Below are 26,954 nucleotides of genomic sequence, written 5' to 3' on the forward strand. Positions count from 1 at the left end.
TAGAGCGTTATCGGCTTCTATCTAATTAAAGAATAATTTTCACTTTTATATCTTTTAAAGAAAAGCAACCGTAAGGGGAAAATGATGCTTGATAACTGAAAAAGGGTGGAGACTTCTTTCGTAAAGTGGGGTATCTTGTTTAGTATATAAAACAAAAATCGGCTAATTTTGCGGTCTTAACTTATTTGAAGCACTAAAATCGCTTTATGCTAAACAGAGGCAAGAAATGAGCGTGTTTATCGATTTTGATCAGTCAGTATATCCATTTCCAGCAAAACCGGCACTATTAAGCTCGGATGAAAAAGCATTTTATCGCCAACGGATCAAATCTCTTTTGGTTGAAAAAAATGCAGTTATTGTTGCGCACTACTATACAGACCCAGAAATCCAGGCGTTAGCGGAAGAAACGGGGGGCTGCGTTGCTGATTCATTAGAAATGGCACGTTTTGGGGCTAAGCACCCAGCTTCAACTTTAGTCGTGGCTGGGGTAAAGTTTATGGGGGAAACCGCTAAAATACTCAGCCCTGAAAAACACGTATTAATGCCAACTCTAGATGCCCAATGTTCTCTTGATATTGGCTGCCCAGAAGAAGAGTTTATTCGTTTTTGTGATGCACATCCGGACAGAACTGTTGTCGTTTATGCAAATACTTCAGCAGCGGTCAAAGCGCGTGCCGATTGGGTGGTTACATCCAGTATTGCGGTAGAATTGATTGAGCATCTTGATAGCTTAGGTGAAAAAATAATTTGGGCTCCAGATCGTCATTTAGGTCGCTATGTACAGCAACAAACAGGGGCTGATATTTTGTGCTGGCAAGGTGCGTGTATTGTTCATGATGAATTTAAAACACAGTCATTGGAAAAAATGAAAGCGCTTTACCCAGAAGCTGCAGTGTTAGTTCATCCTGAGTCCCCACAAGCTATTGTTGACCTTGCTGATGCCGTCGGGTCAACAAGTCAATTAATCAAAGCGGCACAAGCACTACCTAACCCTTCAATGATTGTAGCGACGGATAAAGGCATTTTTTATAAAATGCAGCAAGCATGCCCTGATAAAGCGCTATATATTGCTCCAACTGCTGGTGAAGGCGCAACATGTCGTACTTGTGCACACTGTCCATGGATGGCGATGAACGGGTTACAGGCAATTGCAGAGGCTCTAGAAGGCCATACTCAAAATCATCAAATTGAGGTAAGTGCAAGTTTACGCGAAAAAGCATTGCTGCCTTTGAATAAGATGCTAGAGTTTGCCGAGAGTCTAAAATAAAAATAAGTTAGCGTGATATGTTAGCTATATTCTAATTCAGTACTGAGCAATACAACATTAACTATCAATCATAAAGGGTTTTGGGATGGATTTCTTTAGTACAGCCAATACATTAGTGCAAATCCCACTTTGGGGTTCTGTTTATGATTTGTCTTATATTGAAGCGGTGGGGACGGTTGCAGGGCTGCTCTGTATCTTACTGGCTAGTTTTGAAAAAACGATTAACTATCTATTTGGTTTAATTAATGTTTCATTGTTTGCTGTCATATTTTTTCAAATCCAATTATATGCAAACCTGCTCTTACAGATATTTTTCTTTGTTGCGAATATTTATGGTTGGTACGCATGGACCCGAGTGACCAGCTCACAACAAGCGGAGTTAAAAATTCGCTGGTTGAGCTTCCCAAAAGCCATGGTCACACTCGTGGTTTCTATTTTAGCTATCGTTTACTTAACATTTAATATTGATGCTGTATTTGGTGTGTTAGCGATATGGGCCGTTGAATTATTGAATTTATTTGGCGCAAACTTAGCAATGCCAGCCATAGAACCAGATGCATTTCCATTTTGGGATTCTGCAATGACAGTACTTTCGGTTGTAGCAATGATCTTGATGACGCGTAAGTATGTTGAAAACTGGTTATTGTGGGTCATTATTAACGTGATTAGTATCGTGATTTTCTTTATTCAGGGTGTTTATGCAATGTCTTTAGAATACTTAATTTTATTAGGTATCGCGGTTAATGGCTCTAGGCTTTGGATAAAATCAGCCAAAGAGAACGGCTCCTCACCAATATCACGAACTTAACCAGAAAAAATCGCTTAAAGCGGCTAAAGTGACATTATCGTCGTTTAGCCGTTTTAGTTATTTTTTGCTCTGTAAAATCGGTATTTAACCTATTTATCGTGCTAAATATCAACATTAAACCTCATTTTATAATCAGCCCACGGTAAAACCATGGTTTTATCGTGCGTTTGCCTGTTTACAGACGTCGGTTGAACAGTTAGATTAAAAATTCGATGCTAATTATCTTTTCAATTTTCAGTTAACTTTTGAAGCGCAGTGAAGGCTTTCATCTGCTTGCTTAATGCTTTGCTCTAGCGCGGGTAACTTGAAGAAACTTGGCATGCAAATCAACGACAGTAAAAAATAATAAACATTGGATATACGGGTATGAACTATCAGAACGATGACGTCAGAATTAAACAAATAAAAGAATTATTACCACCAATTGCTTTACTTGAAAAATTTCCAGCAACTGATAAAGCTGCGTTTACCGTTCATGAAGCACGACTTGCAATCCACAATATTTTAGCGGGTAAAGATGATCGTTTAGTGGTGGTGATTGGCCCTTGTTCTATTCATGATACTAAAGCGGCTTTAGAGTATGCAGAGCGTTTAGGTAAGCTACGCGAAGAATTAAAAGATTCACTTGAGATTGTCATGCGAGTGTATTTTGAAAAGCCGCGTACAACTGTGGGTTGGAAAGGGCTAATTAATGACCCTAAAATGGACCATAGCTTTGATATTAACGAAGGTTTACGTATAGCTCGTGAATTATTATTAACGATCAATAACCAAGGTTTACCTACCGCAGGTGAATTTTTGGATGTGATTAGCCCTCAGTACGTTGCTGATTTAATGAGTTGGGGAGCGATTGGTGCTCGCACCACTGAATCACAAATTCACCGTGAATTAGCATCAGGTTTATCCTGTCCTGTTGGCTTCAAAAACGGGACAGATGGGACGATTAAAATTGCGATTGATGCAATAAACTCTGCCCGTTCAGCCCACTGTTTCTTATCAGTCACCAAATGGGGGCACTCTGCGATAGTCAATACGAGTGGTAACCCTGATTGCCATATTATTTTGCGTGGCGGGAAAGAACCCAACTACAGTGCTAAGCATGTAAAAGAAGTCTGTGAAGGTTTAGAAAAAGCCGGCTTAGCACCCAGTATTATGATCGATTTTAGCCATGCGAATAGCTGTAAACAATTTGAAAAACAGATGGAAGTGGCTACCAATGTAAGTGAACAAATTAGTCATGGTGACCGCTCAATTACAGGTGTTATGATTGAAAGTAACCTTGTAGAGGGTAATCAAAATTTAGAGTCCGGTGAGCCATTAATTTATGGTAAAAGTGTCACTGATGCTTGTATTGGATGGGATGATACAGAAAAAGTATTACGCCAATTAGCAGATGCAGTGATTACCCGTCGTAACAAGTAATCAAGACCACGTTCACTCAATAAAGTTAAAGCGAGTTTATTTATTAAACTCGCTTTTTTTATGATATCAATCCATTTAAGTTGGGTTAGCACCTTAAATAAAAACTATCGGTTTTGCAGATAGAATCAAAGGGTTGTACCAAAAAACACCTTACCATTACAATATAGATGTTTTTATTAATATAATTTTATATTAATTCATTGTTTAATGTTTTTTTCCTTTTTTTAATTTTAAGTGATTTTTCTGTTGAATTCTTTTATTTATATAAAATAAAAATTTGTTTTTTTTATAGTAAAGTAATAGCTTGTTATTTTATGGATGCAAGGATATCACCTGTAAAACTAACATAATGGAGTATGAAATGATTATTAAGAAAGAAATTAGAGAAGAATTAAAATATCAAACGACTAAGTATAAAAAATCAGATGGTATCACGGTTGATCTTGGTTATTCTAATTCTAAGAATTTTATGGAGAAAGTAAATTATGAAATTAACTTAAATTATCAATTGTTAAAATCACTAAAAAAATCAGATTCACTCTATGAGTCCATTAAAGAAAGAAAATATAAAATAGGGTTAATGATAAAAAAATATGAGATTAAAAATAAAAATTCTCAGGGTAATGCTAAAGAATTGGAATCAAAACTAAATACGTTAAAAGTTGTTTATAAACATATAGAGAAACTTAAATCGGCTCATGGGTATTATCAGAGTATGATTTATGCAATGAAGGAATATATTGTAGAAAAGGATAATAGAGTTGATATGTATAAACAGTTAATGGAGGTCGATGAGATAATTAAAAAAGAGCCAATTTGTGTAGTTGATGAACTAGATAAAAATTTGGTTGGTGAGTTTAACTCAACTCTACCTAATGAAAATATAAAAGGGTTAGAATATAGTGAAGTTAATTTATTAACTAACACATATAAAGAGCTAGTTGATAACTTAAATGAGTTTTTGAATAATATTCAATCGTTTGAAGAAAATGAAATATATGATGGTGTTGATTTTATCAGTGACCTAGATGGCACCAGAAAAATGATTCAGAAATATAATAAATTAATCTCGAAAGAGAACGCGGTTTCACAGGGTAAAAAAAGAAATACAGAGAGTGAAAGTAAAATTAATGCCATGAAACAGGCTCGTGAAGATTTACAATATAGAGTTGTTCATACTGAGGATGCTTTAAAAAGATATTCTATTGAAGCTCAATATATGTTTTTTGTAGAAAAAGATTTTTCTAGTGATTCAATGAGCTTAGTTTGCGCTGTGGCTGTGTTTAATGCTACTAATACTATCTTGATGGAGGCGATGAATATAAATAATTTAGTTCCTAGATTATCAACGCTGACGCCCTTGAGCCCTATAAAAGTATTTTAAGTCATTATCCCCTTTACCTACATATTAAAGTAGGTAAAGGGGACGAATAAATTGCAGTCTCTTTTACTTTGGTATTTTGGCTAATAGTTCTTCTAGTTTCTTTTGCTCTTCAGGGGTTGCATTTGCTGGAGTAGCGGTTAGCTGCAATACCTCATTTGATGTTTGCACATTAAAATGCACTTTCCCTTTTTCACCCTTGGTATAAGTAACGTCTTTTAGTGGAATACGGTAACAATGAGCGAAAATATTTGGGCGAATATACAAGTGTGCATCTTTAATGGCTAAATAAACGCTATCAGCTGCTTTCTTGCCAAAATAACCAAGGAAAATGGTTAAGACGAATAGAAACATACCTAAACTTTGGCTAAGTAAGATAAAGGCAACACTGATAATACCTAGAGCAATGACAACAATACGATTATTACGTTTATTAAACTCGATTTTTGTTGCAAAGTCGATATTGATGGTGGTATCGAATGGCTCTAATTGGCGATAACGCCAGCGGATCGCAGAAAAAATCATCCCCATGACAAACACTATTGTGATAGGCATGAGTGCAACGCTACTGATGATAGCAAGGCCAATGGCGAGCCTTGGTTTATATTTCATGACCATCATGCTGACAATTTGAATAGGAAAGCTGATGCAAGCAATCGTCATCAAGGTTTTCATTAATTCATGGTTTGCTGCACCATTTGAACCATCAATGGCGAGCTCACCTGCATTGATCATATAGAGGAGTGAGCCCAAAATACTCGCGCTAAGAACCAGCCCTACCCACACGTAAATATTAAATTTGTTCATTTCTTTGCTCTATGCACCTTTTTATGTGTATTTCCCTATGATAATCCGTTATTCCTATTTCTAACACTAACTGTTTGTATTTTTTATTTTTGATAGAGGGGGAAATGAAAGGTATTTTGAAAAGAAAAAGGGATAAGCAAACGGCTTAACCCTTTCGTACTATAGATAAAGTAAGTAATTACTTCGCTTTACCTTGGTTCGCAACAGCTGCTTGTTTAGCCGCGATTTCGTCTTGGTTACCTAAGTAGTAACGTTTGATAGGTTTCATGTTCTCATCGAACTCATAAACCATTGGTACCGCAGTTGGGATATTCAAGTTCAGAATTTCATCTTCACCCATGTTATCCAAATATTTAACTAAGGCACGCAGAGAGTTACCGTGAGCTGCGATGATCACTTTTTCACCGCTAGCAACGCGAGGTTTGATCACTTCTTCCCAATAAGGAACAACACGCTCGATAGTGGTTGCTAAGCTTTCAGTAACCGGTAATTCTTTTTCAGAAAGTTTTGCGTAACGTGGGTCATGGCCAGGATAACGTTCATCGTCTTTAGTTAAATCTGGTGGAGTGATGGCAAAACCACGACGCCACAGTTTAACTTGCTCATCACCATATTTGGCCGCAGTTTCTGATTTGTCTAAGCCTTGCAGAGCACCATAATGACGCTCGTTTAATTTCCAGCTTTTTTCAACTGGCAGCCATTGCTGTTCAACTTGATCAAGGATGTTCCATAAAGTATGGATAGCGCGTTTTAGAACTGAGGTATAAGCGAAATCAAAAACAAAGCCTTCATCTTTTAGCAGTTGGCCTGCAATTTTTGCTTCTTCACGACCTTTATCAGACAGTTCTACATCAGTCCAACCTGTGAAGCGGTTCTCTTTGTTCCACTCACTTTCACCGTGTCTTACTAAAACCAGTTTAGTTACAGCCATAGCTAAAACTCCTATCAGTACACTCAAATTAAAAATGAATTATTGCTGACCTACATTATAGGGATAGTCAACTCGAACGCTAGTAGCAACTTACGTTTTATCGAAACCAAATCAAAAAACGGATAAACAATGGAAATATTCAAGCCATAATTTGGTTTGTAAGGGGAAAGTTGCCTTTTTATTATCCAGTTACCATTTTTACAGGGTAGGTAAAAAATAACAGATGAACTAAATTTAACCCGAAGTGAATCGATACAGCAAGCCATAATTTTCCACTCCACATCCATGCTAAGCCATAAATTAAGCCTGCAATGGCCGCAAAGAGAATTAAGAGTGGGCCGCCGGCAAAATGCACCCCACCAAATAAGAGAGCTGTAAGTATTAAAGCAAGGTAAGGGGAACCGAACCATTGGGTGAGTCTTTGTTGTAAATAACCACGAAATAGCGCTTCTTCAGCTAGTGAAACAAAAAGTAGATTACAGAGCACAAAAACAGGTAACCAACTAGGAAAATGCCATTCAAAGGCTAATCCGCCAGCAGTAGTCGCGACCAGCAATAAAAGAGGCACAGAAATAACCAGCAGTACCCATTGAACTTTAGTTGCATGCTTGGCTGGACGGCAGACAAATAACGTTGGTAAGCAGGCGAGTAAAATAAAAGGGACTAATGCCTTATCAAAATTAAAATACATAGTAAAAGGGGCGCTATGTGTGCCTACGGTGACTTTATCGAGATATTTCAGGTTATTAAACCCAGGAAATAAGTGAATAAATAGCCCTATAGCACAGGCAATTAACACAATCTCACTGCTTATTTTCAGCGCTAAATGGTGTTGGTAGTGTATGCGAATAAAAGAAACGGCTGCGACAACAATACAAAGTAAAAGGGCCGGCCAACTCATAATTCCAGACAATACTGCGGTAACAACCCCAAGCAACAACAGTATGAATGAAATCAATCGATGCGTAGCAAGTGTTGCAAGTGAAGAGGCTAATATTAACCAAGCCATAAATAATACCTATATTAATCTTTAAACTATTATGGGCGGCAGAGTTTAATCATTTTTAATGAGTTTGCTAATCGTAAAGAATTAAAAATAAAAATATTATTAATAATCAATTCATTATATTATTATTTTGGTGGTTGGTTGGTTAATCACTAGATTAACTTCGCCAATAAATCCGAAATAGAGCTTATTGGCGAAGTGATCAAATTTTAAAGTTCATCAATTTCGTAGCGGTATTTTCCGCTATCAGGGACGAAGGTTAACCGGTGAGTAATACAGGCTGGAGCATCTTCTTGGTGGTGAGTGACAAACAGTAATTGTGTGTTGCCTTGGCTTAGCATGACATCAATAAACCTAAGGACTAACAAGCGGTTCAACCCATCGAGCCCCTGTAATGGTTCGTCTAAAATTAGCATTGCAGGGTGTTTGACCAGAGCACGCGCAATTAAGACTAAACGTTGCTGCCCCCAAGACAGGCTATGGAAAGGTTGCTGTGCAGTTTGGGCTGAAAAACCTAATAAGGTTAACCATTCATTAGCTAATTGAATTTGACGGTCAGACGGGGCTTGATATAAGCCGATGGAGTCATGAAAGCCAGATATAATGACATTTAGTACACTGGTTGCGACCCGGTACTCTTGATGGATACTGTTACTGACATAGCCTATATGGCGTTTGATATCCCAAATTGTTTCTCCTGTACCTCTGCGACGGCCAAATAAGGTGAGGTCATTACTATAGCCTTGTGGGTGATCCCCTGTAATTAGGCTTAATAATGTGGATTTTCCCGCCCCATTTTCGCCAATAATCTGCCAATGTTCATTTGGGTTAACTTGCCAGTTTAGGGCATGCAAAATAGGTTGGTCGTTATAGCTAACAGTCCCATTCTTCAAAATGATACGAGGAACAGTATCATCTAGTTTTTCATCAGCAGTCGGATCTTCCGTTTCGGGAATCGATAGTAATTTTATTTTTTCACTGTGCTGTAATTGGTTAATTAGCGTGTTAGCGAGTACTGACTCTTTATCTCCTGAAAGGGACAGTTTGCAGTCCGCGACGACCCCCATTTTTTCAACAAACTCAGGGAGTTCGTCAAAACGGTTTAAAATTAAGATTAAAGTTAAGCCTTTTTCAGACAAACTATAGAGTAATTCACTGAGGTTGCTTCTGGAATAGACATCCAGACCATCAAAGGGTTCATCAAGGATTAATAAGTCAGGATTACCCATTAATGTTTGACATAACAATACCTTGCGGGTTTCCCCTGTTGAAAGGTATTTAAAGCGACGGGAGAGCAAGTCACTGATGCCAAAGCGAGCAGCAAGCTCTAGGCAATATTCATTATCTTTATGGTTAAATTGAATAATCTCAGCCGCAGTATATCCAGTGTCTTCTTCGTCTTCACTCAGCATATCCGTATTATTACGTTGCCACTCTTCAGTAATAATTTTCTGTAACTGTTCAAAGGAAAGGCGGATAGGGGAAAGAAAGGTATTGGTGACAATACCAGAAAGGGGTTTTAGTTCATTAGATAGCACGCGAGCTAAAGAGGATTTACCGCTGCCATTGGAACCAATAAAAGCCCAGTTTTCACCTTTTTCAATATTGAGTTGTTGAATTTCAAGTGTTTGTGTTTCACTGAGCTTAAAGCTGCCATGTTGTATAGTTATTGAGCTCATTAAGCTTCCTTATCATCATTTATTTACCTTGTCATCTATCACAAATAATCAGGATTGAAGATAAAGTCAACAACTGTAGGTGGGAGGATGAAAAAAAGGTAAATGCTTACTTACTTATTTGGTAAGTAAGCAGCGGTGGTTAGCACAGGGTGGCAACAATAACTTGGTCTGCATTAAATAAGGCAGTGATAGCATCATTAACATTGAGTGACAGTGTATCAACCTCGCTATTTGGCAGGGTTGAGCAGAGTGTTTCCCCGCCAGTCAGGGTTACAATAACTTCACTATTATCTTTACCACGTTCTAACATGGTAATTTTACCTGCTAAACAGTTATCGAACTCGGTTGCTTGTGGTTGTTTGCTTAGTTTTACCCAAGGCGCTTTAATGAGAGCAAGTACTTCTTTACCTTCAACTAACCCCAAACGGTTAGCACTTTGTTCGGTTAATGCTGCATTAATCACGGTACTATTGTCCGCTAAACGAATTTGTACATGCTGTTGAACTTGCATGTGGTCGCGAGTGATAAGGGTGCCAAAAAATTGATTACGGGCGCTGGTTTGTAGTGAAAAGCGAGAAATCGCTGCCAGCAGGCTGTCTAAAGGTAGGTTATCTTCTTTTAAGACATCAAACGCTTTTTGTTGGATCTGAGCTAATAAGTCATATAACTGGAGCAGTCTTTCGCCATAATGGGTTAATGTCGTACCGCCGCCTCCTTTGCCACCGGTTGCTCTGTCGACTAAAATATCATCGGTGAGTTGGTTCATCTCATTAATGGCATCCCAAGCACTTTTATAACTGATACCTGCAAGTTTGGCCCCTTGGCTGATAGAACCCGTCGCTTTAATTTGTTTGAGTAGCGCGATACGGCGTGGATCAGCGAATAAACTGCCTTGCAATTTAAGTGTGAGTAAGATTTCTGCCTGCATATTTTTCTCCCTTCCGGCTTGGTTGGTGGTGACAGAGGTAAAAAGCACGTTTAGTATGTCGTTAGTATAATATTTTGTCTAAAATAGTCTCCATTATAACGCTATTATGCGTTATTATTTTGATTTGATTTATAATCAAAAAATTGAGAGTCGAATTTCCCTCGTCAGCGTATCTTGTAGGCTGGTGGGTACAGTATCACTGAAGAGGCTTTTTTATGTTAGAATTGATTAAAAGTTTAGGTTTCGCCCTGATGATGGTTCCTGTTGTGATGTTTTTAATCATGGGCCTGATTTATGGTCTTGGTGCGTTTTTTAACTTGTTATCTAAAGCGCATGTGCCACATCACCACAATACAGAGAACAAGTAACTTTTAGCGAGTTTCTTTTCTGACGGATTATAAAACTCCCTGATAGCTTAATGAGTTATCAGGGAGTTTTTCGTTTAATCAAGTTCCCCTCTATGGATATAATGTATCATGGTAATTTCCATAGAGTTGTCTGCGGCTAGACTGGTTAAATTGTTGTTGTTCTGCTAAAGGTAACGCTAAAAAATTATTTTTGAAATTTTTCAGTGTTTCGACATAATTTTTTGTTGCTGTTTCAGCGAGTTGTTTAACGGCTTCAATGACAAAAAGGCCACAGCCATTTGGCACATTTTCTTGGATATTCCCTTCAATATATTCAATGTCGCTCTGTATTCCAGCTTCTTTAGCGCATTCTGTTATAGTTTGCTTAATTTCCGATGGTAATTGATGGTATGAATTAAAAACAAAGCTTTTAACTTTATTGTCAGTGACGTCGTGATAGAGCATAAATAGCACCCAATGAGCCCCTGTATTTATTGGAAATATTTCGGGCTTATTTAGAAAGTTGCTTTGTCTTTTTATTTCCTCAATAGTTGTTTTTAGCAAAGCCGCGTTGTCCTCGCTGATATCTAAAGGGTAGTTAACTGAAAATAAAGCTAAATAATCATCACTGATTAAGTTTGAATAAAGCTCATCACTTTGCTGCATTCGGTTATCACACCATAAATTACTCTCAGCGAGTGGTTTCGGCGCTGCCGGTTTTATATTATCGGGTTCCATAAATAAACGCGTTAGGCTTAATTTATCTGCAATATTGTTTAATGCGGAGCCAATGATATACAGTAATTTAGATGGTTTAGACAATACGGCTTGGTGATGTGCTGATTGATATAAAACTTTGCTCGTTTCTTGTATTTCTTTATCTACACCTTTCTTCGCTGGCAATTTTCCGCTAAATAAATCAAACAAGATATTTTGTGCTTGTTTTCCTACACTGTCTTGTCGTAAAGCTAGGTTATGTAATAAATCAATACTATTTAAGTTCCCTTCTCCAGACGATTTAGCTAAAGAATCTAAGGTTTCTTGGGGAATATCTTTGTCAAATAGCCCATAAAATTGTTGAGTGGTTAAGCTGCCTGAGTAATGAGCATTAGTTGGAGAATGTACTGTAGGTTGAATTGCCATATTATCTCCTTTGCTTTTATATACTTGTAAAAAGTTGAATGAAATATTCAAAGACACACGATTTGTGCCGATAAAGTTACAAGGGAAATAAGTTATAAACTATACAAAAACGATTCTTCTTAAACTAAAAACATGGCGTGTCTCTTTACCATTTAGGATAACATGCAGAAAAATTACATCATTTCTTGAGCCAGCACACTTTTATCACGAGTTTGACTTTAAGTTATCGCTGTATCCTGATATATATAGCGTGTTGATTAATACTATGGTGAATAAAAATGAAAAAAAGTTTGGTATCACTTCTCGCGGGTGCAACACTGACACTCACTATGGCTAGCCATAGTTTTGCTGCGGATAAAATAACGGTTTTTGCAGCTGCCTCATTAACTAACGCGCTGAATGAAATCTCTGAGCAATATAAGCAAGAGGCGAAAGTAGACGTTGTGGCATCTTATGCCTCTTCTTCAACATTGGCGCGTCAAATTGAGCAAGGAGCACCTGCTAATCTATTTATTTCCGCTGACCAGCAGTGGATGGATTATGCAATTGATAAAAAATTGATGGTGGATGATACTCGTTATACATTATTAGGTAATGAATTAGTGTTGATTGCACCAAAAGATTCTAAATTGGATAAAGTGGAAATCAATAAGCAAACAGATTGGAAAAAATTATTAGATGGCGGTCGTTTAGCCGTTGGTGATCCTGATCATGTACCTGTTGGTATTTATGCTAAAGAAGCATTGGGTAATTTAGGAGCATGGGAAACGGTTGATCCACTGTTAGCGCGTACTAACAATGTCCGTAGTGGTATGGCACTAGTTGAACGCCAAGAAGCACCTTTAGGCATTGTGTATGGTTCTGATGCGGTCGCTAGCCAAAAAGTAAAAGTGGTTGGTGTATTCCCTGCAGATACGCATAAACCTGTTGAATACCCAATGGCAATAGTTAAAGACCAAGATAATAAAGCGACTCGTGATTATTATGAGTATCTGAAAACTCCAGCAGCTTCTGAGGTTTTTAAACGTTATGGTTTCGAGCCACGTACCAAATAAACATTAAGAGATTATATTGTTGCAGATGTTAAGTCCTTATGAATGGGAAGCAATTTACTTAAGCCTAAAAGTATCAAGCGTAGCGGTATTATTCAGCTTACCGCTTGGGATATTAGTTGCATGGGTATTAGTTCGCTGTAATTTTCCTGGCAAAACATTGCTCGATAGTATTATCCACCTACCACTGGTATTGCCACCAGTGGTAGTGGGTTATTTATTATTGATCAGTATGGGAAAACGCGGTTTTATTGGTGAATGGTTATATAACTGGTTTGGTTTTAGCTTCACCTTTAGTTGGCGAGGGGCTGCGCTTGCTTCGGCCGTGGTCGCTTTTCCGTTGATGGTACGAGCAATTCGTTTAGCATTAGAAGCGGTAGATAGAAAGCTAGAGCAAGCGGCTAGAACATTAGGTGCCACGCCATTGCGCGTTTTTCTCACCATCACCATTCCGCTTTCTTTACCGGGTATCATTGTAGGCACAGTGCTTGCTTTCGCCCGTTCTTTAGGGGAATTCGGTGCCACGATTACATTTGTATCAAATATACCTGGAGAAACTCAAACCATTCCATTAGCGATGTATACCTTAATTGAGACGCCGGGTGCAGAGGTTGATGCTGCACGCTTATGTATTATTGCGATCGTTCTTGCATTAATTTCATTATTAATTTCAGAATGGCTGACCCGTTGGGGTAAAAAGCGTTTGGGGGTAGCCTGATATGTTAGAACTCGACTTTTCCCAAAAGTTAGGGGACTTACAGCTGGAAGTGAATACACAATTACCAACAGAAAGCATTACTGCGGTTTTCGGGCTTTCTGGTGCAGGTAAAACCTCTTTAATCAATGTGATAGGCGGTTTAACTAAGCCAAATAAAGGGCGGATAGTGTTAAATGGTCGTACATTGGTTGATGTCGAAAAACGGATTTGTTTACCGCCAGAGCAGCGTCACATAGGTTATGTTTTTCAGGATGCGCGGTTATTTCCACATTACCGTGTCAAAAGTAATTTACGTTATGGCATGGCGCCAAAAATGAAAACACGCTTTGATGATATCGTTGAGTTGCTGGGTATCGAAAAGTTACTCAACCGTTATCCAATAACATTATCTGGTGGTGAAAAACAACGCGTTGCGATTGGTCGTGCTTTATTAACTGCGCCAGAAATTCTGCTGATGGATGAACCCCTTGCTTCTTTGGATCTCCCCCGCAAACGTGAGTTATTACCTTATTTAGAAAAGCTTTCTCAAGATGTTAAAATCCCTATTTTATATGTCAGTCATAGTCTTGATGAAATATTGCGCCTAGCGGATAAAGTCATTGTAATGGCTCAAGGGAAAGTTAAAGCATTTGGCCCATTAGAAGACGTCTGGGCGAGCAGTGCATTACGTCCTTGGTTACAGCAAGAAACATTGAGCAGTGTGGTGAGTGCAAAGGTACATAGTCAACACCCTGATTACGATATGACAGCGGTAATTGTCGGTGGTCAAAAGTTATGGGTTCCGCGAGTTGAAACGCAGCAAGGGGCTGAAGTACGTATACGTATCGATGCTTCGGATGTTTCTTTGGTTTTAGAAAAGCCGCAAGTGAGTAGTATTCGTAATATTTTAGCGGCAGAAGTTATTGAATGGATTGAAGATGGTGAGCAAGTTGATGTGAAGCTAGATTTAGGTGAAGAACATTATCTATGGGCTCGCATCACCCGCTGGGCGAGGGACGAGCTTTCTATTCGTAAAGGAAGAAAGGTGTTTGCACAGGTGAAAAGTGTCTCGCTTTCTCGTCAGCTATAGTGAGGCAAATAATTCGACAATGCAGCAAGCTATTTCACATATGGCACATGCAGCATCCAATATTTGTCGGGTATTTTTTCCTTCACGGCTGATTGTTTCAGGGCCATTTGTGAAAAACCCACAAATTTGGGCTGCATTTTGTGATAGTTTTCAACAGCAAAACCGTTTTTTTGGTCAGGCATTACCTGAACTTTCAATGAGCCAAATTAGCCGTAACTCACGGATTTATGGTGCGGCTTTACCTGTTTTGGAACAAACATTAATAGAGTTACTTGCTCAATAGCCTAACGTATTATTAGCTAGCCGAATAAAAAGAGCCGGTGTGCCTCCTTTTATTCGGCTAATGGCTTATAAAACGTACTTACGAATGACTTCGGCAATACCCGGTTCAGTGTTTATACGTGTCACCAGTTTTGCTTGTTGTTTGATTTCATCCACGGCATTGCCCATTGCTACACCTAAACCGGCGGTAGTAAGCATGCTTAAGTCATTGAAGTTATCGCCAAAAGCAACAACATCTTGCATTGTCATACCTTGAGATTCAACCCATTCTTTCAAACGTTGGCCTTTACTATTACCTTTGAGACCAATGTCCACTTGGTCAACCCATGACCATTCGCAGTCTAAGCCAAAGTCCGTTTCAATTTCATGAACGACTTGTTTTAATCGTTCTGTATCTGGGTAGCTAACGGCGAATTTCCATATAGATTCATAGTCATGCATAACATCAGCAAAGTCTTCCACAAACTCAATAGTTGGTCGTTGTGCTACAGGTAATGACTCCGCCCAATTTAAGGTACGTTTAATCCCTTCAGTTTGTGCGTTGTAGAGCATGGCATTATCGACATACATTAGATGTTGAATATCGGTTCCACGTAATTTATCGATCATTTGAGTGACAGAGTCGAGCGGCATCGGATCAGACTTTAACACTTTTTTACCCAAATAATCATATAGGTATGTACCGTTACAACAAATTGCGGGGGTATCAAGGTCTAAGGCTTGGTAAAACGGGTGGATCGCAACATGGTGGCGACCTGTTACTATGATAACTTTAACGCCTTGGCGTCGAGCTTCCTGTAAGACAGCTAAAGATTCAGGTAGGATTTTTTTTTGGTGATCTAGCAATGTTCCATCAAGATCGAGCGCAATAACGCGGTATGACATAAACGGCTCCACGTGATTTTACAGGTTGCCTATCTTAATCAAGTATAAAGATAGGAGGGAAGATGAATTAATTACAGCTATAAATTATCCATTCGAAAATAATTAGCTTAGTATGTTTTATCATCATAGCGTTAACTGAACCGTTTTAGTACCATTATTATCGATCCTTTTGGCTGAAACGGTGGTGCTATTTACTCGCAGCAATTTACTTAATATAGGGTATAGTTAAGCCAATGTAGTGGACTATAGATGCTGTTTAGTATTTTGTCATGAATTAAGGAGTCAGAATGAATCAGGTTGTTTATATTGCCAGCCCCGAAAGCCAGCAGATCCACGTATGGTCGATGAACGAAGTTGGGGAACTCACGCTTTTACAGACAGTAAAAACACCGGGTCAGGTACAACCAATGGTATTAAGCCATGATAAAAAACACCTTTATATCGGTGTTCGCCCAAATTTTCGTGTTGTGACCTATGAAATTGAGCCAAAGGGCACATTACGTTTAAAAGCGGAAACATCCATTCCAGGTACACCGGTTCATTTATCACTTGATAACAATGGCAAATATCTCTTTGTTCCTTCTTATCATCAACACAATTTATCTGTATTGACGATCAATAAAGAGGGCATTCCAAGCCAAGTTGTTCAGGTTATTGAAGGGTTGCGTAACCCTCATTCATCTCATGTTGATACTGATAATCAACAGCTTTGGGTGCCGTGCTTAGGGGAAGATCATATTCGCCTGTTTGATTTGCAAGAAAATGGCTATCTAACTGAAGCGACCGCGGATCAAATTACGACAGCACCGCAGTCAGGGCCTCGTCACCTTGCATTCCACCCTAGTGAGAAAGTGATCTACTGTATCAATGAGTTAGACTCAACCATTGGTGTTTACCGTAAGTTTACCCGTTATCGCACCATGCAAACATTAGCAAACTATCCTGCAGGAAATGAAAGCCAGCGTTGGGCCGCTGATATCCATGTGACGCCTGATGGCCGCCATTTGTATGCCAGTGAACGGTCAGAAAGCTATATTAGCCACTATCTTATTTCTGATGATGGCTGCGAACTCACTTTGGAAGCGCGTTACCCGACAGAAGCGCATCCAAGAGGTTTTAATATTGATAACACCGGCCGCTTTTTAATTTCCAGTGGGCAAAAGTCAGACCATATTTCAGTTTCTGAAATTGACCCAATTACAGGGAAACTAACGCAAATAGGAAGGTATGCGGTTGGGAAAGGCCCTATGTGGGTTATTTCAGTCATCCTTTAATCTTCGTCATACTTCGAGCTATAGCGGTGTTGGCTTCACTCGGCTACTTTTGGGTCACATACTTATGTATGCTCCCCAAGATACCCTCGATTGCCGCCTTGCTATAACTCGAAGTATTTAGAAGATTATCTAATTAAAAACTCAGTAAGGATCACTTCGATTATCATTGAATTTATTGTGTTATCCCAACACTTTTGCCATCGTATTCGTCACTTTACTGAGTTGCTCGGGAGTGATGATATACGGTGGCATCACATAAATCAGTTTGCCGAACGGGCGAACCCAAACGCCATTTTCAACAAATACCTTTTGTAATGCCGCTGTATCCACTGGCTGCTTCATTTCAATAACGCCGATGGCACCGAGGACGCGTATATCTGCGACGCTAGGGTGAGAGCGCAAAGGCATTAATTCAGCTTTGAGTTGTAGCTCAATATTGGCGATGGTTTGTTGCCACGGGCTATTGAGCAATAGTGATAGGTTTGCATCTGCAACCGCACAGGCAAGGGGGTTGCCCATAAATGTTGGTCCATGCATAAAACAACCAGCCTCGCCATTGCTTATGGTTTCGGCGACATGGCGAGTTGTCAGGGTTGCTGATAGCGTCATATAACCCCCAGTTAATGCTTTGCCGATACACATAATATCAGGTGAGATATTTGCGTGTTGACAGGCAAATAGTTTACCGGTGCGGCCAAATCCTGTCGCAATTTCATCTGCTATTAGTAAGAGGCCATAATGGTCGCATAAATCACGTACGCCTTTTAAATAGGCAGGGTGATAGATGCGCATTCCCCCAGCACCTTGAACAATGGGTTCTAGGATGATCGCAGCAATTTCATGGCTATTTTCTGCTAATTGTGCTTCGAGTGGATGTAAATCTGCGGGGTTCCATTCATCATTAAAACCACATTGTGGAGCTTCCACAAACACGTGGGGGGGCAAATACCCCTTGTACAGTCCATGCATGGAATTATCTGGGTCACAAACGGCCATAGCACCAAAGGTATCACCGTGATATCCGTGGCGTAATGTCAAAATTCGCTGGCGTTTTTCGCCTTTGGCTTGCCAATATTGCAGTGCCATTTTTAGTGCCACTTCAACTGCGACAGAGCCTGAATCAGCGAGAAATATGCATTCCAGTGGTTCAGGAGTGATAGCCACTAATTGTTTGCATAGATTTACTGCTGGTGGGTGAGTGATCCCCCCAAACATGACATGAGACATTTTGCTCAACTGAGTGGTAACAGCTTGGTTGAGTTCAGGGTGATTATAGCCATGGATTGCAGCCCACCATGAAGACATGCCGTCAATCAATCTTTTTCCATCAGGCATCACGAGTTCGACTCCTTGCGCTTCCACAATGGGATAGGCTGGAATGGGTTGGCTCATTGATGTGTAAGGATGCCAAATATGTTTGGCATCAAAAGTAATATCAGCATTGTTCATTTTTATCTTCGTCAACTTTTTATGATCATTTTGGTTGACATGATAATCGCAATATTTAAACTGGCAACAACTTTTTCAACTGGAGAGTTCCCGTGAGCCAATTAAAACAGTGGACAATAAAACAAGCTAATGAACTGTTTTCAATGCCTTTTTTTGACTTGTTATTTCAAGCGCAGCAAATTCATCGGCAAAATTTTGATCCCCAACAAGTGCAAGTGAGTACGCTTCTATCAATTAAAACAGGGGCTTGTCCCGAAGATTGTAAATATTGTGCTCAAAGTGCTCGTTATAAAACGGGGCTAGAAACTGAGCGTTTAATGGAAGTACAACAAGTTTTAGAATCAGCTAAGAAAGCGAAGCAAGCAGGCTCAACGCGTTTTTGTATGGGGGCTGCATGGCGTAACCCTAAAGAACGGGATATGCCTTATCTTGAAATGATGGTTAAAGAGGTTAAATCGTTAGGGATGGAAACCTGTATGACACTTGGAATGATTGATAATACCCAAGCCCAGCGTTTAGCAGAAGCGGGCTTGGATTATTACAATCATAACCTTGATACTTCTCCTGAATATTACGGCAATATTATTACAACACGTACATACCAAGACCGTTTAGATACTTTAGAAAATGTGCGTGATGCGGGTATCAAGGTGTGTTCAGGCGGGATTTTAGGGTTAGGGGAAAAAGTGAGTGATCGTGCTGCACTCTTAGTGCAACTTGCCAATTTACCAAAGCCCCCAGAAAGTGTTCCCATCAATATGCTGATGAAAGTCGAAGGGACGCCGATGGCGGATAATGAAGATGTTGATGCCTTTGATTTTATACGCACGATCGCAGTGGCTCGGATCATGATGCCAACCTCCTATGTGAGGCTTTCTGCTGGTCGAGAATATATGAATGAGCAGACTCAAGCGCTGTGTTTTATGGCTGGAGCGAACTCAGTATTTTACGGCTGTAAATTACTGACAACGCCTAACCCAGACGAGAACAAAGACCTCGCATTGTTTAACAAACTAAACATTAACCCAGAGCGAATTGAAACAGATGAGGGAGATAACCAGCAAGCGGCTAAACTAGCCGAAACGTTGCTAACCGCAGATAACCCACAATTTTATAACGCTGTTGTATAATGTCTTGGCAATCATTCATCGAAGAACAGATTGAACAGCGTAAACAAGCGTCGATCTGGCGGCAACGTCAATGTATTGACCGGGCTGATGGCCGGTCACTTTATCTGGCAGACAAAGAATATCTTAACTTCTCATCCAATGACTATTTAGGGTTAACTCACCATCCTAAGGTTGTTGCAGCTTGGCAAAGAGGAGCAAATCAATATGGGGTCGGTAGCGGTGGCTCAGGCCATATTACTGGTTACACCAAAGCACATGATGAGCTCGAAACGGCACTTGCTGAGTGGTTGGGGTATTCAAAGGCATTGTTGTTTATTTCGGGTTTTGCTGCCAACCATGCGGTGATCACGGCGTTGATGACACAAAACGACCGTATTTTAGCAGATAAATTAAGTCATGCTTCAATCATCGAAGCTTCGATGCATTCAGGGGCTAAATTACGTCGCTTTCATCATAATAATACATTATCTCTAGAACATCTAATCACTAAACCTATTACAGGGAAAACTCTTGCTGTCACTGAAGGGGTATTCAGCATGGATGGCGATAGTGCGCCTTTGCGACAATTACAACAAATCGCCACAAAACACAAAGCTTGGCTGATGGTTGATGATGCTCATGGGATTGGAGTTAAAGGTGAGCAAGGACGTGGAAGCTGCTTTGAGCAGGGAGTTAAGCCTGAAATTTTAGTGGTGACGTTTGGTAAAGCATTCGGTTTAAGTGGGGCAGCAATACTTTGTGGCCAGCAAACCGCTGACTTTTTGGTGCAATCTGCACGCCACTTAATTTATAGCACGTCAATGCCGCCTGCACAGGCCGTCGCCATTTTATCGGCGATGCAACAAATCAAGCAAGCAGATGAAGCGCGTTTTAATCTTAACCAACATATCGAATACTTTAGAAATAATGCGAATTTCAATGGGATGAAACTAGCCGACTCAAAGACGGCTATCCAACCATTAATTGTTGGTGATAACCAAGCTAGCCAACAACTCGCAAATTTTTTGCGTAATAGAAATATTTGGGTTCACGGGGTCCGCCCACCCACAGTGCTAGTGGGAAGTGCTAGGCTACGGATCACATTAAGTGCCGCCCATAGACGTCAAGATATTGATCAATTATTGGAGACTTTAGATGATTTCGTCTCTATGTCGTGAAAAGCATAAAATAGCGGCTGCTTTTGGCCGCGCTGCGAAAAATTACGATTCTGTTGCTAGCTACCAGCAAGCAACAGGAGAACAGCTGTTGAAGCAACTGACATCCGAATTAGCATTAATGCCACATTCAGCGCCATTACGGGTGTTGGATGCGGGGTGTGGCACGGGGTATTTCAGTCAAAAACTTACAGCTCAAGGTTACCAAGTCACAGCGTTAGATATTTCTGTAGGGATGTTAGATGTTGCAGAAGGGAAGTGTGCTGCGGATCATTATATCTGTGCAGATATAGAAACGATCCCATTAGCGGATCAAAGTGTTGATGTCGTGTTTTCCAATTTAGCACTCCAATGGTGCCAAGATATCACTCAAGCATTAAGCGAATTATACCGTGTGACTAAACGTGGGGGAATAGTGGTATTTACCACACTGGGAGAACATTCATTAAGTGAATTATCGAGCGCTTGGAAAGCATTAGATGATGCTCCTCATGTTAATGTGTTTTTGGGAGTTCAGCAAATGCGCAATAGCTGCCAAAGATGGAGAAATCAGCTAACTATTCAAAAAGATACATTGTATTTTTCTGGAATTACAGAGTTACTTCATTCATTAAAAGGGATAGGGGCAACTCATTTAACCGCTGGGCGCAAAACGGGGTTAATGACACGCCAGCGCCTAAAACAGCTTGCGGCTGTATATCCGATAACAGAACAAGGGTTACCTTTAACTTATTATACGGTATTTGGGGTACTTTATCGTGACTAAAACGTATTTTGTAACAGGAACGGATACCGAAGTTGGTAAAACGGTCGTAAGCTGTGCTTTATTGCAGTCTGCAAATTGCCAAGGTGTTAAAACAGCAGGTTACAAGCCAGTTGCATCAGGCAGTGAAATTACACCACATGGTTTACGAAATAGTGATGCATTACTATTGCAAGCAAATAGCGGGTTAACATTACCTTATAGCGCAGTTAATCCGATTGTATTTGAAGCACCAACATCCCCGCATATAATTAGTGATAAATTGCAGCAACCGATCGAATTTTCAGTGATCAATAAAGGCTTACAGCATCTACAATCGCAAGCGGATTGGGTATTAGTTGAAGGTGCTGGTGGTTGGTATACACCGTTATCCCATGAACAGACTTACGCTGATTGGGTTATCGAACAGCAATTACCAGTGATTCTAGTGGTGGGCGTTAAGTTAGGTTGTATTAACCATGCATTATTAACGATGAAAGCGATTATCGCTTCAGGCTTATCAGTGGTTGGTTGGGTTGCTAATGAGGTAGAAACCCCTGGGGATTACCAAAAACAGTATTTAGAGACACTTAAACATATGATTAAAGCACCTTGCTTAGGTGTGATCCCGCATCGCAAAGATATAATGGGCTGCTCATTAGGGCAATTTTTAGATCTTTCTTTACTAACATCTTGATCAAACATTTTAAAATGATGAATCAGCCCCTATATAGAAAGCGATAGTGGGCTGTAATAATTGTTAATTATATTGGCGATCTTTTTAACGTGATCAACCTAAATTTTGTCAAGTTTTTCACCTGAGATACCTGCTGGATCTTCGTAAAAAAGATAAAATCCCTTTTTCGTAGCGGATACTACGTAAAAATTTTTTCATCGAACTGCCATCTTATTGTCATTTAGCTATCATTTAACAAATTTTAGATATTGCGTGAAAGCATGAGCCCTAAGGGCTTCAAGAGTTATCCACTATTTCTGTGGATAACCTTGTGTATTAACGTTATAAAACAAGTTCTATGCTAGGTGACAAGCGGCTTTGCCTTTATTTGATGTGAATCTGGACTCGAAATTAATTTATTTTAAATTCAATTGGTTAAATAAAATCAAGCCTTCAATTTGTATTTAACATAGGGCGCAAAAAGGCAATAGCATAAAATATAAAGTTTAGAAAAGGTCAAGTACTTTTTTGGGGATAACATTTTTATAAACTTATTGGAATGGTTAATTACAGAAAATTTCATCTCAGGGCTTGAAGCTGGTTTTTTATCCAGTATTATAACGCAAGAGATAAGCTAAGGGGCGTTAATATGAGTAAGGATTTTAAACTGCATTCTGATTTCCAACCGGGGGGGGACCAGCCTGAAGCTATTCGAAAATTAAGGGAAGGGCTACAAGATGGTCTCGCTCATCAAACCCTATTAGGGGTAACAGGTTCGGGGAAAACCTTTACGATAGCTAACGTCATCGCAAAAGAAAATCGACCAACCATGTTGATGGCGCATAATAAAACCTTAGCGGCTCAGCTTTACAGTGAAATGAAAGCGTTTTTTCCTGAAAATGCGGTTGAGTACTTCGTTTCTTACTATGATTATTATCAGCCAGAAGCTTATGTACCAAGCTCGGATACCTTTATTGAGAAAGATGCCTCTGTTAACGAACATATTGAGCAAATGCGTTTGTCTGCGACTAAGGCTTTACTTGAACGTCGAGACGTCATTGTTGTCGCTTCGGTATCTGCTATTTATGGGTTAGGTGATCCCGATAGCTATTTAAAAATGATGTTGCATTTGACGGACGGTATGATTATTGATCAACGGTCGATTCTCCGTCGCTTGGCAGATCTACAATATACACGTAATGACCAAGCCTTTACCCGTGGTACGTTCCGTGTACGCGGTGAAGTTATTGATATATTCCCAGCTGAATCAGATGAATATGCTTTACGTGTTGAATTATTTGATGACGAAGTCGAAAGGTTATCCTTGTTTGACCCACTTACCGGCCAAATCCAACACCGTGTTCCTCGTTTCACCGTCTATCCTAAAACGCACTATGTTACGCCGAGAGAACGTATTCTTGAAGCGATGGAACAGATAAAAGTTGAGTTAGTTGATAGACGTAAAGTTCTATTGGAAAACCACAAATTAGTAGAAGAGCAGCGGTTAACTCAACGCACTCAGTATGATTTAGAAATGATGAATGAGCTCGGTTATTGCTCAGGGATTGAAAACTATTCACGTTATTTGTCAGGGCGAGCACCGGGTGAAGCCCCTCCAACCTTATTTGATTACCTCCCTGCTGACGGTTTATTAGTGGTTGATGAGTCTCACGTTACTATCCCGCAAATTGGGGCGATGTATAAAGGTGACCGTTCGAGAAAAGAAACTCTGGTTGAATATGGTTTTCGTCTACCTTCCGCATTGGATAACCGGCCAATGCGCTTTGAAGAGTTTGAAGCACTGGCACCTCAAACAATCTATGTCTCTGCAACACCAGGTAACTATGAGCTTGATAAATCTGGTCATGAGGTTATCGAACAGGTTGTTCGCCCAACTGGGTTACTTGACCCAATAATTGAAGTTCGTCCTGTTGCAACTCAAGTTGATGATTTAATTTCTGAAATTCGTATTCGTGTACAGAAAAATGAGCGGGTGTTAGTCACTACGCTAACAAAACGGATGGCAGAGGATTTAACCGAATATCTTGAGGAACATGGCGAGCGAGTACGTTATCTCCATTCTGATATCGATACAGTTGAGCGTGTTGAAATTATTCGCGACTTGCGTCTTGGTGAGTTTGATGTGTTGGTTGGTATTAACTTATTAAGAGAAGGCCTCGATATGCCAGAGGTGTCTCTTGTCGCTATTCTGGATGCAGATAAAGAAGGGTTCTTGCGGTCAGAGCGTTCATTGATTCAGACTATTGGCCGTGCCGCCCGTAACTTGAATGGTAAAGCTATTCTGTATGGCGATAGGGTCACAAATTCAATGCAAAAAGCGATTGCCGAAACGGAACGCCGCCGTGCTAAACAAATGGCTTTCAATGAAGAGCATGGCATTACTCCACAGGGGCTTAATAAGAAAGTCGGCGATATCTTGCAAATTGGTCACAAAGTGGGGGGCAAGGGCAAGAATCGAGCCAAAGATAACATCAAAAATGATGTTATGGCTGATGTGCAATCTATGTCGACAAAACAGTTGGAACAACGCATTTCGCAACTCGAAGCCCAAATGTATAAACACGCGCAAGATTTGGAGTTTGAAGCTGCGGCAAGGGTGCGAGATGAACTGCAAGCGATACGCTCTCAGTTTATTGCTAACTCATAAATATTGATTAAAAACAATTTGTTAAGATTACCCCGCCGCTTATTGGCAGCGGGGCTGTTCAATCAAGGCGGGGTATTATAGGCTAACGGCATTTGTATAAATTATAGCCTAAACTTTTGGCGAGTTTTGCGACCATCTTTTGCCCTCTAACGCTGTTTCCTATTGGGTCTAAAGGTGGAGAAAATGCCGCAATAGCCATCACTCCAGGTATTATCGTTAATATACCGCCTCCGACTCCGCTTTTGCTAGGTAGCCCAACGTTATAGGCCCAATTGCCTGAACTGTCGTACATCCCTTCCATGGTCATTTCAGCGAGTATTTTCGGGCAGTTATCAGGGTTAAGGACTTGCTCTTTGGTTATTGGGTTTTTCCCACCGGTTGCAATAGTTGCACCCATAGTGGCTAATTCTACCGTGGTAATAAGTGTTGAGCACTGACGAGTATATACATCACAAGCTTCCATTGTATCGCAATAAAGGTAGCCAGCGGCATATAATAGCCAAGCAATTCCACGATTATGAAAATTAGTCGCTTGTTCGGACTGGTTTAATTCCTCAGAAATAGTAATCTCTTTAGAGCCTAATTTTCGTTGCATCTCTAAAATACGTTGCCAGCGCTCATCTATTGATTGCGCTTTAATAATACTTGCCGCTGAAATTGCACCTGCATTGACTAAGGGGGACAAAGGTTTATCTCCATGTAATTCTAATGCCATCACAGAATTAAAAGGCAACCCTGTCGCAGATGCCCCTAACTTTTCTTGAATTACATCAGGGCTAAAGTCTTCGAGTGCTAAGGCGAGCGTACACACCTTAGAAATCGATTCAATAGCAAAACGGTATTGGGTATCACCTGCTGAAATAATATCCCCTTGAGCCGTCACCACGGCTAATGCGCAAAGTTGACTATCAATTTTGGCTAAAAATGGAATATAGTCTGCATTTGCTCCTTCCGTATCATGGCGGAATTCTTGGTAAATATCTTCGACAGTAATGCGCATTTTTTTTAGATCTAGCATAAGTGTTATTCCTTAATAAATATAAGTTAATTATTAAGCTCAGTTATATTGTATGGATAAAATATAAAATAACAGGGATATATAATAAATAAGTAAGAATAGAAAATGTTAAAGCTTGTGTTGCAAGTGTTATATCGGCTTTATATTTATTTGCTAAGATAACAGTCGTATTTGGAATAGGTAGTGAACAGACTAGTATTGTGACTTTTATCATCATTATTGGCATATTCAATAAATGGCCAAGTAATAAAACAACTAAAGGTGTAACAATAAACCTAAAAATAATAATCACTATAATAGGTATGGTTATTTTTAATGTTTTTAAGCCAGTAAGATAAATAATGACCCCAATAATCAGCATTGCGAGAGGTGAAGTCATGCCATTTAAATAGTCAAAAAACGATGTTAATAAACTGGGTATCTTTATATGAGTTAATAATAGAAATACACCAATAATAAATGCGATTAGAGGCGGTGTGAAAATATTTTTTATTGTATCTATAACGTTAAATTTTTCGGTATTATTATCATTCTTAAGTAAATAGATGCCTAATGTCCAGTAGATAATGGTTTGTGCTATGTATGTCATTAATGCATAAGGTAATTGATGGGAACCATAAACGGCCATTGTGATTGGAATACCAAAAAAAACAGTGCTACTCATCGAGCAAAGGCCAATAAATAAGCCATGTTCTCCCCTTGGGATCTTCATTATAATAGCAACTATAAAGGAAATTAACATTAACAGTAAAATAGTGCTAAATGGGAGTATAATAGCTGGAATTAATGTTAAAAATTCTTTTTTTGAAAAGTCAGTAGTGATAGATAAAATGAGCGTTATAGGCAATGTGATATTAAGTAATAACTTTGTCATTGCACTATTACTATTTTCATTGAACCACTTTATTTTACCTAAAATAAATCCTATCCCAACAATCAGAAAAAGAATTAAAATGTTTGAATAATCATTTAGCATTTACGTTCCTCAATGTCATTATATGGAACCACATTTTGCTAGTCATAAATATTAAAAAGTTATCTTTATAAAATCATATATTAATAATATAGATGAAAACCTTGGAAAAGAGAAAAATAATTACGAAGTTTTTAGGAATAGA

General features: G+C 39.4%; 25 protein-coding genes. 15 read left to right on the top strand and 10 right to left on the bottom strand.

All coding sequences use genetic code 11. The annotated features are described in order from the left end of the window. The first annotated feature begins 226 nt into the window (after window positions 1-226). The 4 genes from nadA to ACHB7C_RS08910 all read left to right on the top strand — a co-directional run bounded on the left by nadA (window position 227) and on the right by ACHB7C_RS08910 (window position 4,881). Window positions 227-1,267 (top strand): quinolinate synthase NadA, encoded by a 1,041-nt coding sequence (nadA, locus tag ACHB7C_RS08895; RefSeq protein ID WP_042846632.1) that lies wholly within the window; start codon window positions 227-229, stop codon window positions 1,265-1,267. 85 nt (window positions 1,268-1,352) lie between these two features. Next, complete coding sequence (pnuC, locus tag ACHB7C_RS08900) at window positions 1,353-2,075, top strand: nicotinamide riboside transporter PnuC (protein WP_042846630.1); 723 nt, start codon at window positions 1,353-1,355, stop codon at window positions 2,073-2,075. 366 nt (window positions 2,076-2,441) lie between these two features. Next, window positions 2,442-3,497 carry a 3-deoxy-7-phosphoheptulonate synthase AroG gene (gene aroG / locus ACHB7C_RS08905; RefSeq protein WP_042846629.1) on the top strand — a complete coding sequence of 352 codons (1,056 nt, stop codon included), beginning with the start codon at window positions 2,442-2,444 and terminating at the stop codon, window positions 3,495-3,497. Window positions 3,498-3,858: 361 nt separating this feature from the next. Continuing rightward, a complete protein-coding gene (locus ACHB7C_RS08910) occupies window positions 3,859-4,881 on the top strand; it encodes a hypothetical protein (RefSeq protein WP_198861178.1) in 1,023 nt (340 codons plus the stop codon). A 63-nt stretch (window positions 4,882-4,944) separates the two neighbouring features. Here ACHB7C_RS08910 and ACHB7C_RS08915 read toward each other — a convergent pair whose 3' ends face one another. The 5 genes from ACHB7C_RS08915 to modE all read right to left on the bottom strand — a co-directional run bounded on the left by ACHB7C_RS08915 (window position 4,945) and on the right by modE (window position 10,229). Beyond that, window positions 4,945-5,685 carry a hypothetical protein gene (locus ACHB7C_RS08915; protein WP_042846627.1) on the bottom strand — a complete coding sequence of 247 codons (741 nt, stop codon included), beginning with the start codon at window positions 5,683-5,685 and terminating at the stop codon, window positions 4,945-4,947. Window positions 5,686-5,863: 178 nt separating this feature from the next. Next, window positions 5,864-6,616, bottom strand: coding sequence for a 2,3-diphosphoglycerate-dependent phosphoglycerate mutase (gene gpmA, locus ACHB7C_RS08920; protein WP_042846626.1), 753 nt, complete (start codon window positions 6,614-6,616; stop codon window positions 5,864-5,866). A gap of 181 nt (window positions 6,617-6,797) precedes the next feature. Beyond that, entirely contained in the window at window positions 6,798-7,625 is an 828-nt protein-coding gene (locus tag ACHB7C_RS08925) for a CPBP family intramembrane glutamic endopeptidase (RefSeq protein ID WP_042846625.1), read from the bottom strand. A gap of 206 nt (window positions 7,626-7,831) precedes the next feature. Continuing rightward, window positions 7,832-9,301 (bottom strand): molybdate ABC transporter ATP-binding protein ModF, encoded by a 1,470-nt coding sequence (gene modF / locus ACHB7C_RS08930; RefSeq protein ID WP_395347044.1) that lies wholly within the window; start codon window positions 9,299-9,301, stop codon window positions 7,832-7,834. Between the two features lie 139 nt (window positions 9,302-9,440). Further along, on the bottom strand, window positions 9,441-10,229 hold the full coding sequence (gene modE / locus ACHB7C_RS08935) for a molybdenum-dependent transcriptional regulator (RefSeq protein WP_129466774.1): 789 nt from the start codon (window positions 10,227-10,229) through the stop codon (window positions 9,441-9,443). 215 nt (window positions 10,230-10,444) lie between these two features. On the opposite strand from modE, the gene ACHB7C_RS08940 reads away from it, so the two are divergent. Then, window positions 10,445-10,597: an AcrZ family multidrug efflux pump-associated protein gene (locus ACHB7C_RS08940; protein ID WP_004256731.1), complete on the top strand. Its 153-nt coding sequence runs from the start codon at window positions 10,445-10,447 to the stop codon at window positions 10,595-10,597. Window positions 10,598-10,687: 90 nt separating this feature from the next. On the opposite strand, the gene ACHB7C_RS08945 is transcribed toward ACHB7C_RS08940, so the two are convergent. Next, window positions 10,688-11,719 carry an ElaD/SseL family deubiquitinase gene (locus tag ACHB7C_RS08945; RefSeq protein WP_166685368.1) on the bottom strand — a complete coding sequence of 344 codons (1,032 nt, stop codon included), beginning with the start codon at window positions 11,717-11,719 and terminating at the stop codon, window positions 10,688-10,690. Window positions 11,720-11,997: 278 nt separating this feature from the next. Between ACHB7C_RS08945 and modA the strand changes: the two genes are divergently transcribed. From modA to ACHB7C_RS08965, 4 genes are read left to right on the top strand one after another with little or no spacing between them, the layout of a single operon-like run. After that, the gene (gene modA, locus ACHB7C_RS08950; protein ID WP_131680490.1) at window positions 11,998-12,774 is read left to right on the top strand and encodes a molybdate ABC transporter substrate-binding protein; all 777 of its coding nucleotides are present in this window, start codon (window positions 11,998-12,000) and stop codon (window positions 12,772-12,774) included. 25 nt (window positions 12,775-12,799) lie between these two features. Beyond that, complete coding sequence (gene modB / locus ACHB7C_RS08955) at window positions 12,800-13,489, top strand: molybdate ABC transporter permease subunit (RefSeq protein WP_042846620.1); 690 nt, start codon at window positions 12,800-12,802, stop codon at window positions 13,487-13,489. A 1-nt stretch (window position 13,490) separates the two neighbouring features. After that, on the top strand, window positions 13,491-14,558 hold the full coding sequence (modC, locus tag ACHB7C_RS08960) for a molybdenum ABC transporter ATP-binding protein ModC (RefSeq protein WP_166685367.1): 1,068 nt from the start codon (window positions 13,491-13,493) through the stop codon (window positions 14,556-14,558). Beyond that, complete coding sequence (locus ACHB7C_RS08965) at window positions 14,533-14,841, top strand: hypothetical protein (protein WP_129466772.1); 309 nt, start codon at window positions 14,533-14,535, stop codon at window positions 14,839-14,841. Before modC ends, ACHB7C_RS08965 begins: the two co-directional genes overlap by 26 nt. Before the next feature lie 65 nt (window positions 14,842-14,906). Here ACHB7C_RS08965 and ACHB7C_RS08970 read toward each other — a convergent pair whose 3' ends face one another. Continuing rightward, window positions 14,907-15,725 (bottom strand): pyridoxal phosphatase, encoded by an 819-nt coding sequence (locus ACHB7C_RS08970; protein WP_395347048.1) that lies wholly within the window; start codon window positions 15,723-15,725, stop codon window positions 14,907-14,909. Window positions 15,726-16,012: 287 nt separating this feature from the next. Between ACHB7C_RS08970 and pgl the strand changes: the two genes are divergently transcribed. Next, window positions 16,013-16,999, top strand: coding sequence for a 6-phosphogluconolactonase (gene pgl, locus ACHB7C_RS08975; protein WP_042846613.1), 987 nt, complete (start codon window positions 16,013-16,015; stop codon window positions 16,997-16,999). A 180-nt stretch (window positions 17,000-17,179) separates the two neighbouring features. Here pgl and bioA read toward each other — a convergent pair whose 3' ends face one another. After that, window positions 17,180-18,448: an adenosylmethionine--8-amino-7-oxononanoate transaminase gene (gene bioA / locus ACHB7C_RS08980; protein ID WP_166696849.1), complete on the bottom strand. Its 1,269-nt coding sequence runs from the start codon at window positions 18,446-18,448 to the stop codon at window positions 17,180-17,182. A 92-nt stretch (window positions 18,449-18,540) separates the two neighbouring features. Here bioA and bioB point away from each other — a divergent pair, with 92 nt between their 5' ends. The 5 genes from bioB (at window position 18,541) to uvrB (ending at window position 24,818) form a co-directional block, all read left to right on the top strand. Then, entirely contained in the window at window positions 18,541-19,578 is a 1,038-nt protein-coding gene (bioB, locus tag ACHB7C_RS08985) for a biotin synthase BioB (RefSeq protein ID WP_042846611.1), read from the top strand. Beyond that, on the top strand, window positions 19,578-20,735 hold the full coding sequence (gene bioF / locus ACHB7C_RS08990) for an 8-amino-7-oxononanoate synthase (RefSeq protein ID WP_395347049.1): 1,158 nt from the start codon (window positions 19,578-19,580) through the stop codon (window positions 20,733-20,735). The genes bioB and bioF overlap by 1 nt, the downstream gene beginning before the upstream one ends. Further along, the gene (bioC, locus tag ACHB7C_RS08995; RefSeq protein WP_129466769.1) at window positions 20,713-21,498 is read left to right on the top strand and encodes a malonyl-ACP O-methyltransferase BioC; all 786 of its coding nucleotides are present in this window, start codon (window positions 20,713-20,715) and stop codon (window positions 21,496-21,498) included. Before bioF ends, bioC begins: the two co-directional genes overlap by 23 nt. Next, window positions 21,491-22,171, top strand: a complete 681-nt coding sequence (bioD, locus tag ACHB7C_RS09000) for a dethiobiotin synthase (RefSeq protein ID WP_071547846.1) — start codon at window positions 21,491-21,493, stop codon at window positions 22,169-22,171. The genes bioC and bioD overlap by 8 nt, the downstream gene beginning before the upstream one ends. A gap of 628 nt (window positions 22,172-22,799) precedes the next feature. Next, entirely contained in the window at window positions 22,800-24,818 is a 2,019-nt protein-coding gene (gene uvrB, locus ACHB7C_RS09005; protein WP_048606492.1) for an excinuclease ABC subunit UvrB, read from the top strand. Window positions 24,819-24,900: 82 nt separating this feature from the next. On the opposite strand, the gene glsA is transcribed toward uvrB, so the two are convergent. Continuing rightward, entirely contained in the window at window positions 24,901-25,836 is a 936-nt protein-coding gene (glsA, locus tag ACHB7C_RS09010) for a glutaminase A (protein ID WP_395347052.1), read from the bottom strand. A 43-nt stretch (window positions 25,837-25,879) separates the two neighbouring features. Further along, the gene (locus ACHB7C_RS09015; protein WP_129466766.1) at window positions 25,880-26,812 is read right to left on the bottom strand and encodes an AEC family transporter; all 933 of its coding nucleotides are present in this window, start codon (window positions 26,810-26,812) and stop codon (window positions 25,880-25,882) included. Window positions 26,813-26,954 lie beyond the last annotated feature (142 nt).

It is taken from the genome of Providencia sp. 2024EL-00732 (assembly GCF_044006275.1).
Classification (GTDB): domain Bacteria; phylum Pseudomonadota; class Gammaproteobacteria; order Enterobacterales; family Enterobacteriaceae; genus Providencia; species Providencia huashanensis.

Excerpts from the sequence above, each read along its gene's own strand:
- ACHB7C_RS08915 (WP_042846627.1), bottom strand. The coding sequence starts at position 5,685 with ATGAACAAATTTAATATTTACGTGTGGGTAGGGCTGGTTCTTAGCGCG.
- ACHB7C_RS08910 (WP_198861178.1), top strand. The coding sequence starts at position 3,859 with ATGATTATTAAGAAAGAAATTAGAGAAGAATTAAAATATCAAACGACT.
- modE (WP_129466774.1), bottom strand. The coding sequence starts at position 10,229 with ATGCAGGCAGAAATCTTACTCACACTTAAATTGCAAGGCAGTTTATTC.
- ACHB7C_RS08925 (WP_042846625.1), bottom strand. The coding sequence starts at position 7,625 with ATGGCTTGGTTAATATTAGCCTCTTCACTTGCAACACTTGCTACGCAT.
- bioC (WP_129466769.1), top strand. The coding sequence starts at position 20,713 with ATGATTTCGTCTCTATGTCGTGAAAAGCATAAAATAGCGGCTGCTTTT.
- nadA (WP_042846632.1), top strand. The coding sequence starts at position 227 with ATGAGCGTGTTTATCGATTTTGATCAGTCAGTATATCCATTTCCAGCA.
- aroG (WP_042846629.1), top strand. The coding sequence starts at position 2,442 with ATGAACTATCAGAACGATGACGTCAGAATTAAACAAATAAAAGAATTA.
- modA (WP_131680490.1), top strand. The coding sequence starts at position 11,998 with ATGAAAAAAAGTTTGGTATCACTTCTCGCGGGTGCAACACTGACACTC.
- modC (WP_166685367.1), top strand. The coding sequence starts at position 13,491 with ATGTTAGAACTCGACTTTTCCCAAAAGTTAGGGGACTTACAGCTGGAA.
- ACHB7C_RS08940 (WP_004256731.1), top strand. The coding sequence starts at position 10,445 with ATGTTAGAATTGATTAAAAGTTTAGGTTTCGCCCTGATGATGGTTCCT.
- bioA (WP_166696849.1), bottom strand. The coding sequence starts at position 18,448 with ATGAACAATGCTGATATTACTTTTGATGCCAAACATATTTGGCATCCT.
- uvrB (WP_048606492.1), top strand. The coding sequence starts at position 22,800 with ATGAGTAAGGATTTTAAACTGCATTCTGATTTCCAACCGGGGGGGGAC.
- ACHB7C_RS09015 (WP_129466766.1), bottom strand. The coding sequence starts at position 26,812 with ATGCTAAATGATTATTCAAACATTTTAATTCTTTTTCTGATTGTTGGG.
- glsA (WP_395347052.1), bottom strand. The coding sequence starts at position 25,836 with ATGCTAGATCTAAAAAAAATGCGCATTACTGTCGAAGATATTTACCAA.
- ACHB7C_RS08970 (WP_395347048.1), bottom strand. The coding sequence starts at position 15,725 with ATGTCATACCGCGTTATTGCGCTCGATCTTGATGGAACATTGCTAGAT.
- pnuC (WP_042846630.1), top strand. The coding sequence starts at position 1,353 with ATGGATTTCTTTAGTACAGCCAATACATTAGTGCAAATCCCACTTTGG.
- pgl (WP_042846613.1), top strand. The coding sequence starts at position 16,013 with ATGAATCAGGTTGTTTATATTGCCAGCCCCGAAAGCCAGCAGATCCAC.
- gpmA (WP_042846626.1), bottom strand. The coding sequence starts at position 6,616 with ATGGCTGTAACTAAACTGGTTTTAGTAAGACACGGTGAAAGTGAGTGG.
- modF (WP_395347044.1), bottom strand. The coding sequence starts at position 9,301 with ATGAGCTCAATAACTATACAACATGGCAGCTTTAAGCTCAGTGAAACA.
- bioF (WP_395347049.1), top strand. The coding sequence starts at position 19,578 with ATGTCTTGGCAATCATTCATCGAAGAACAGATTGAACAGCGTAAACAA.
- ACHB7C_RS08945 (WP_166685368.1), bottom strand. The coding sequence starts at position 11,719 with ATGGCAATTCAACCTACAGTACATTCTCCAACTAATGCTCATTACTCA.
- modB (WP_042846620.1), top strand. The coding sequence starts at position 12,800 with ATGTTAAGTCCTTATGAATGGGAAGCAATTTACTTAAGCCTAAAAGTA.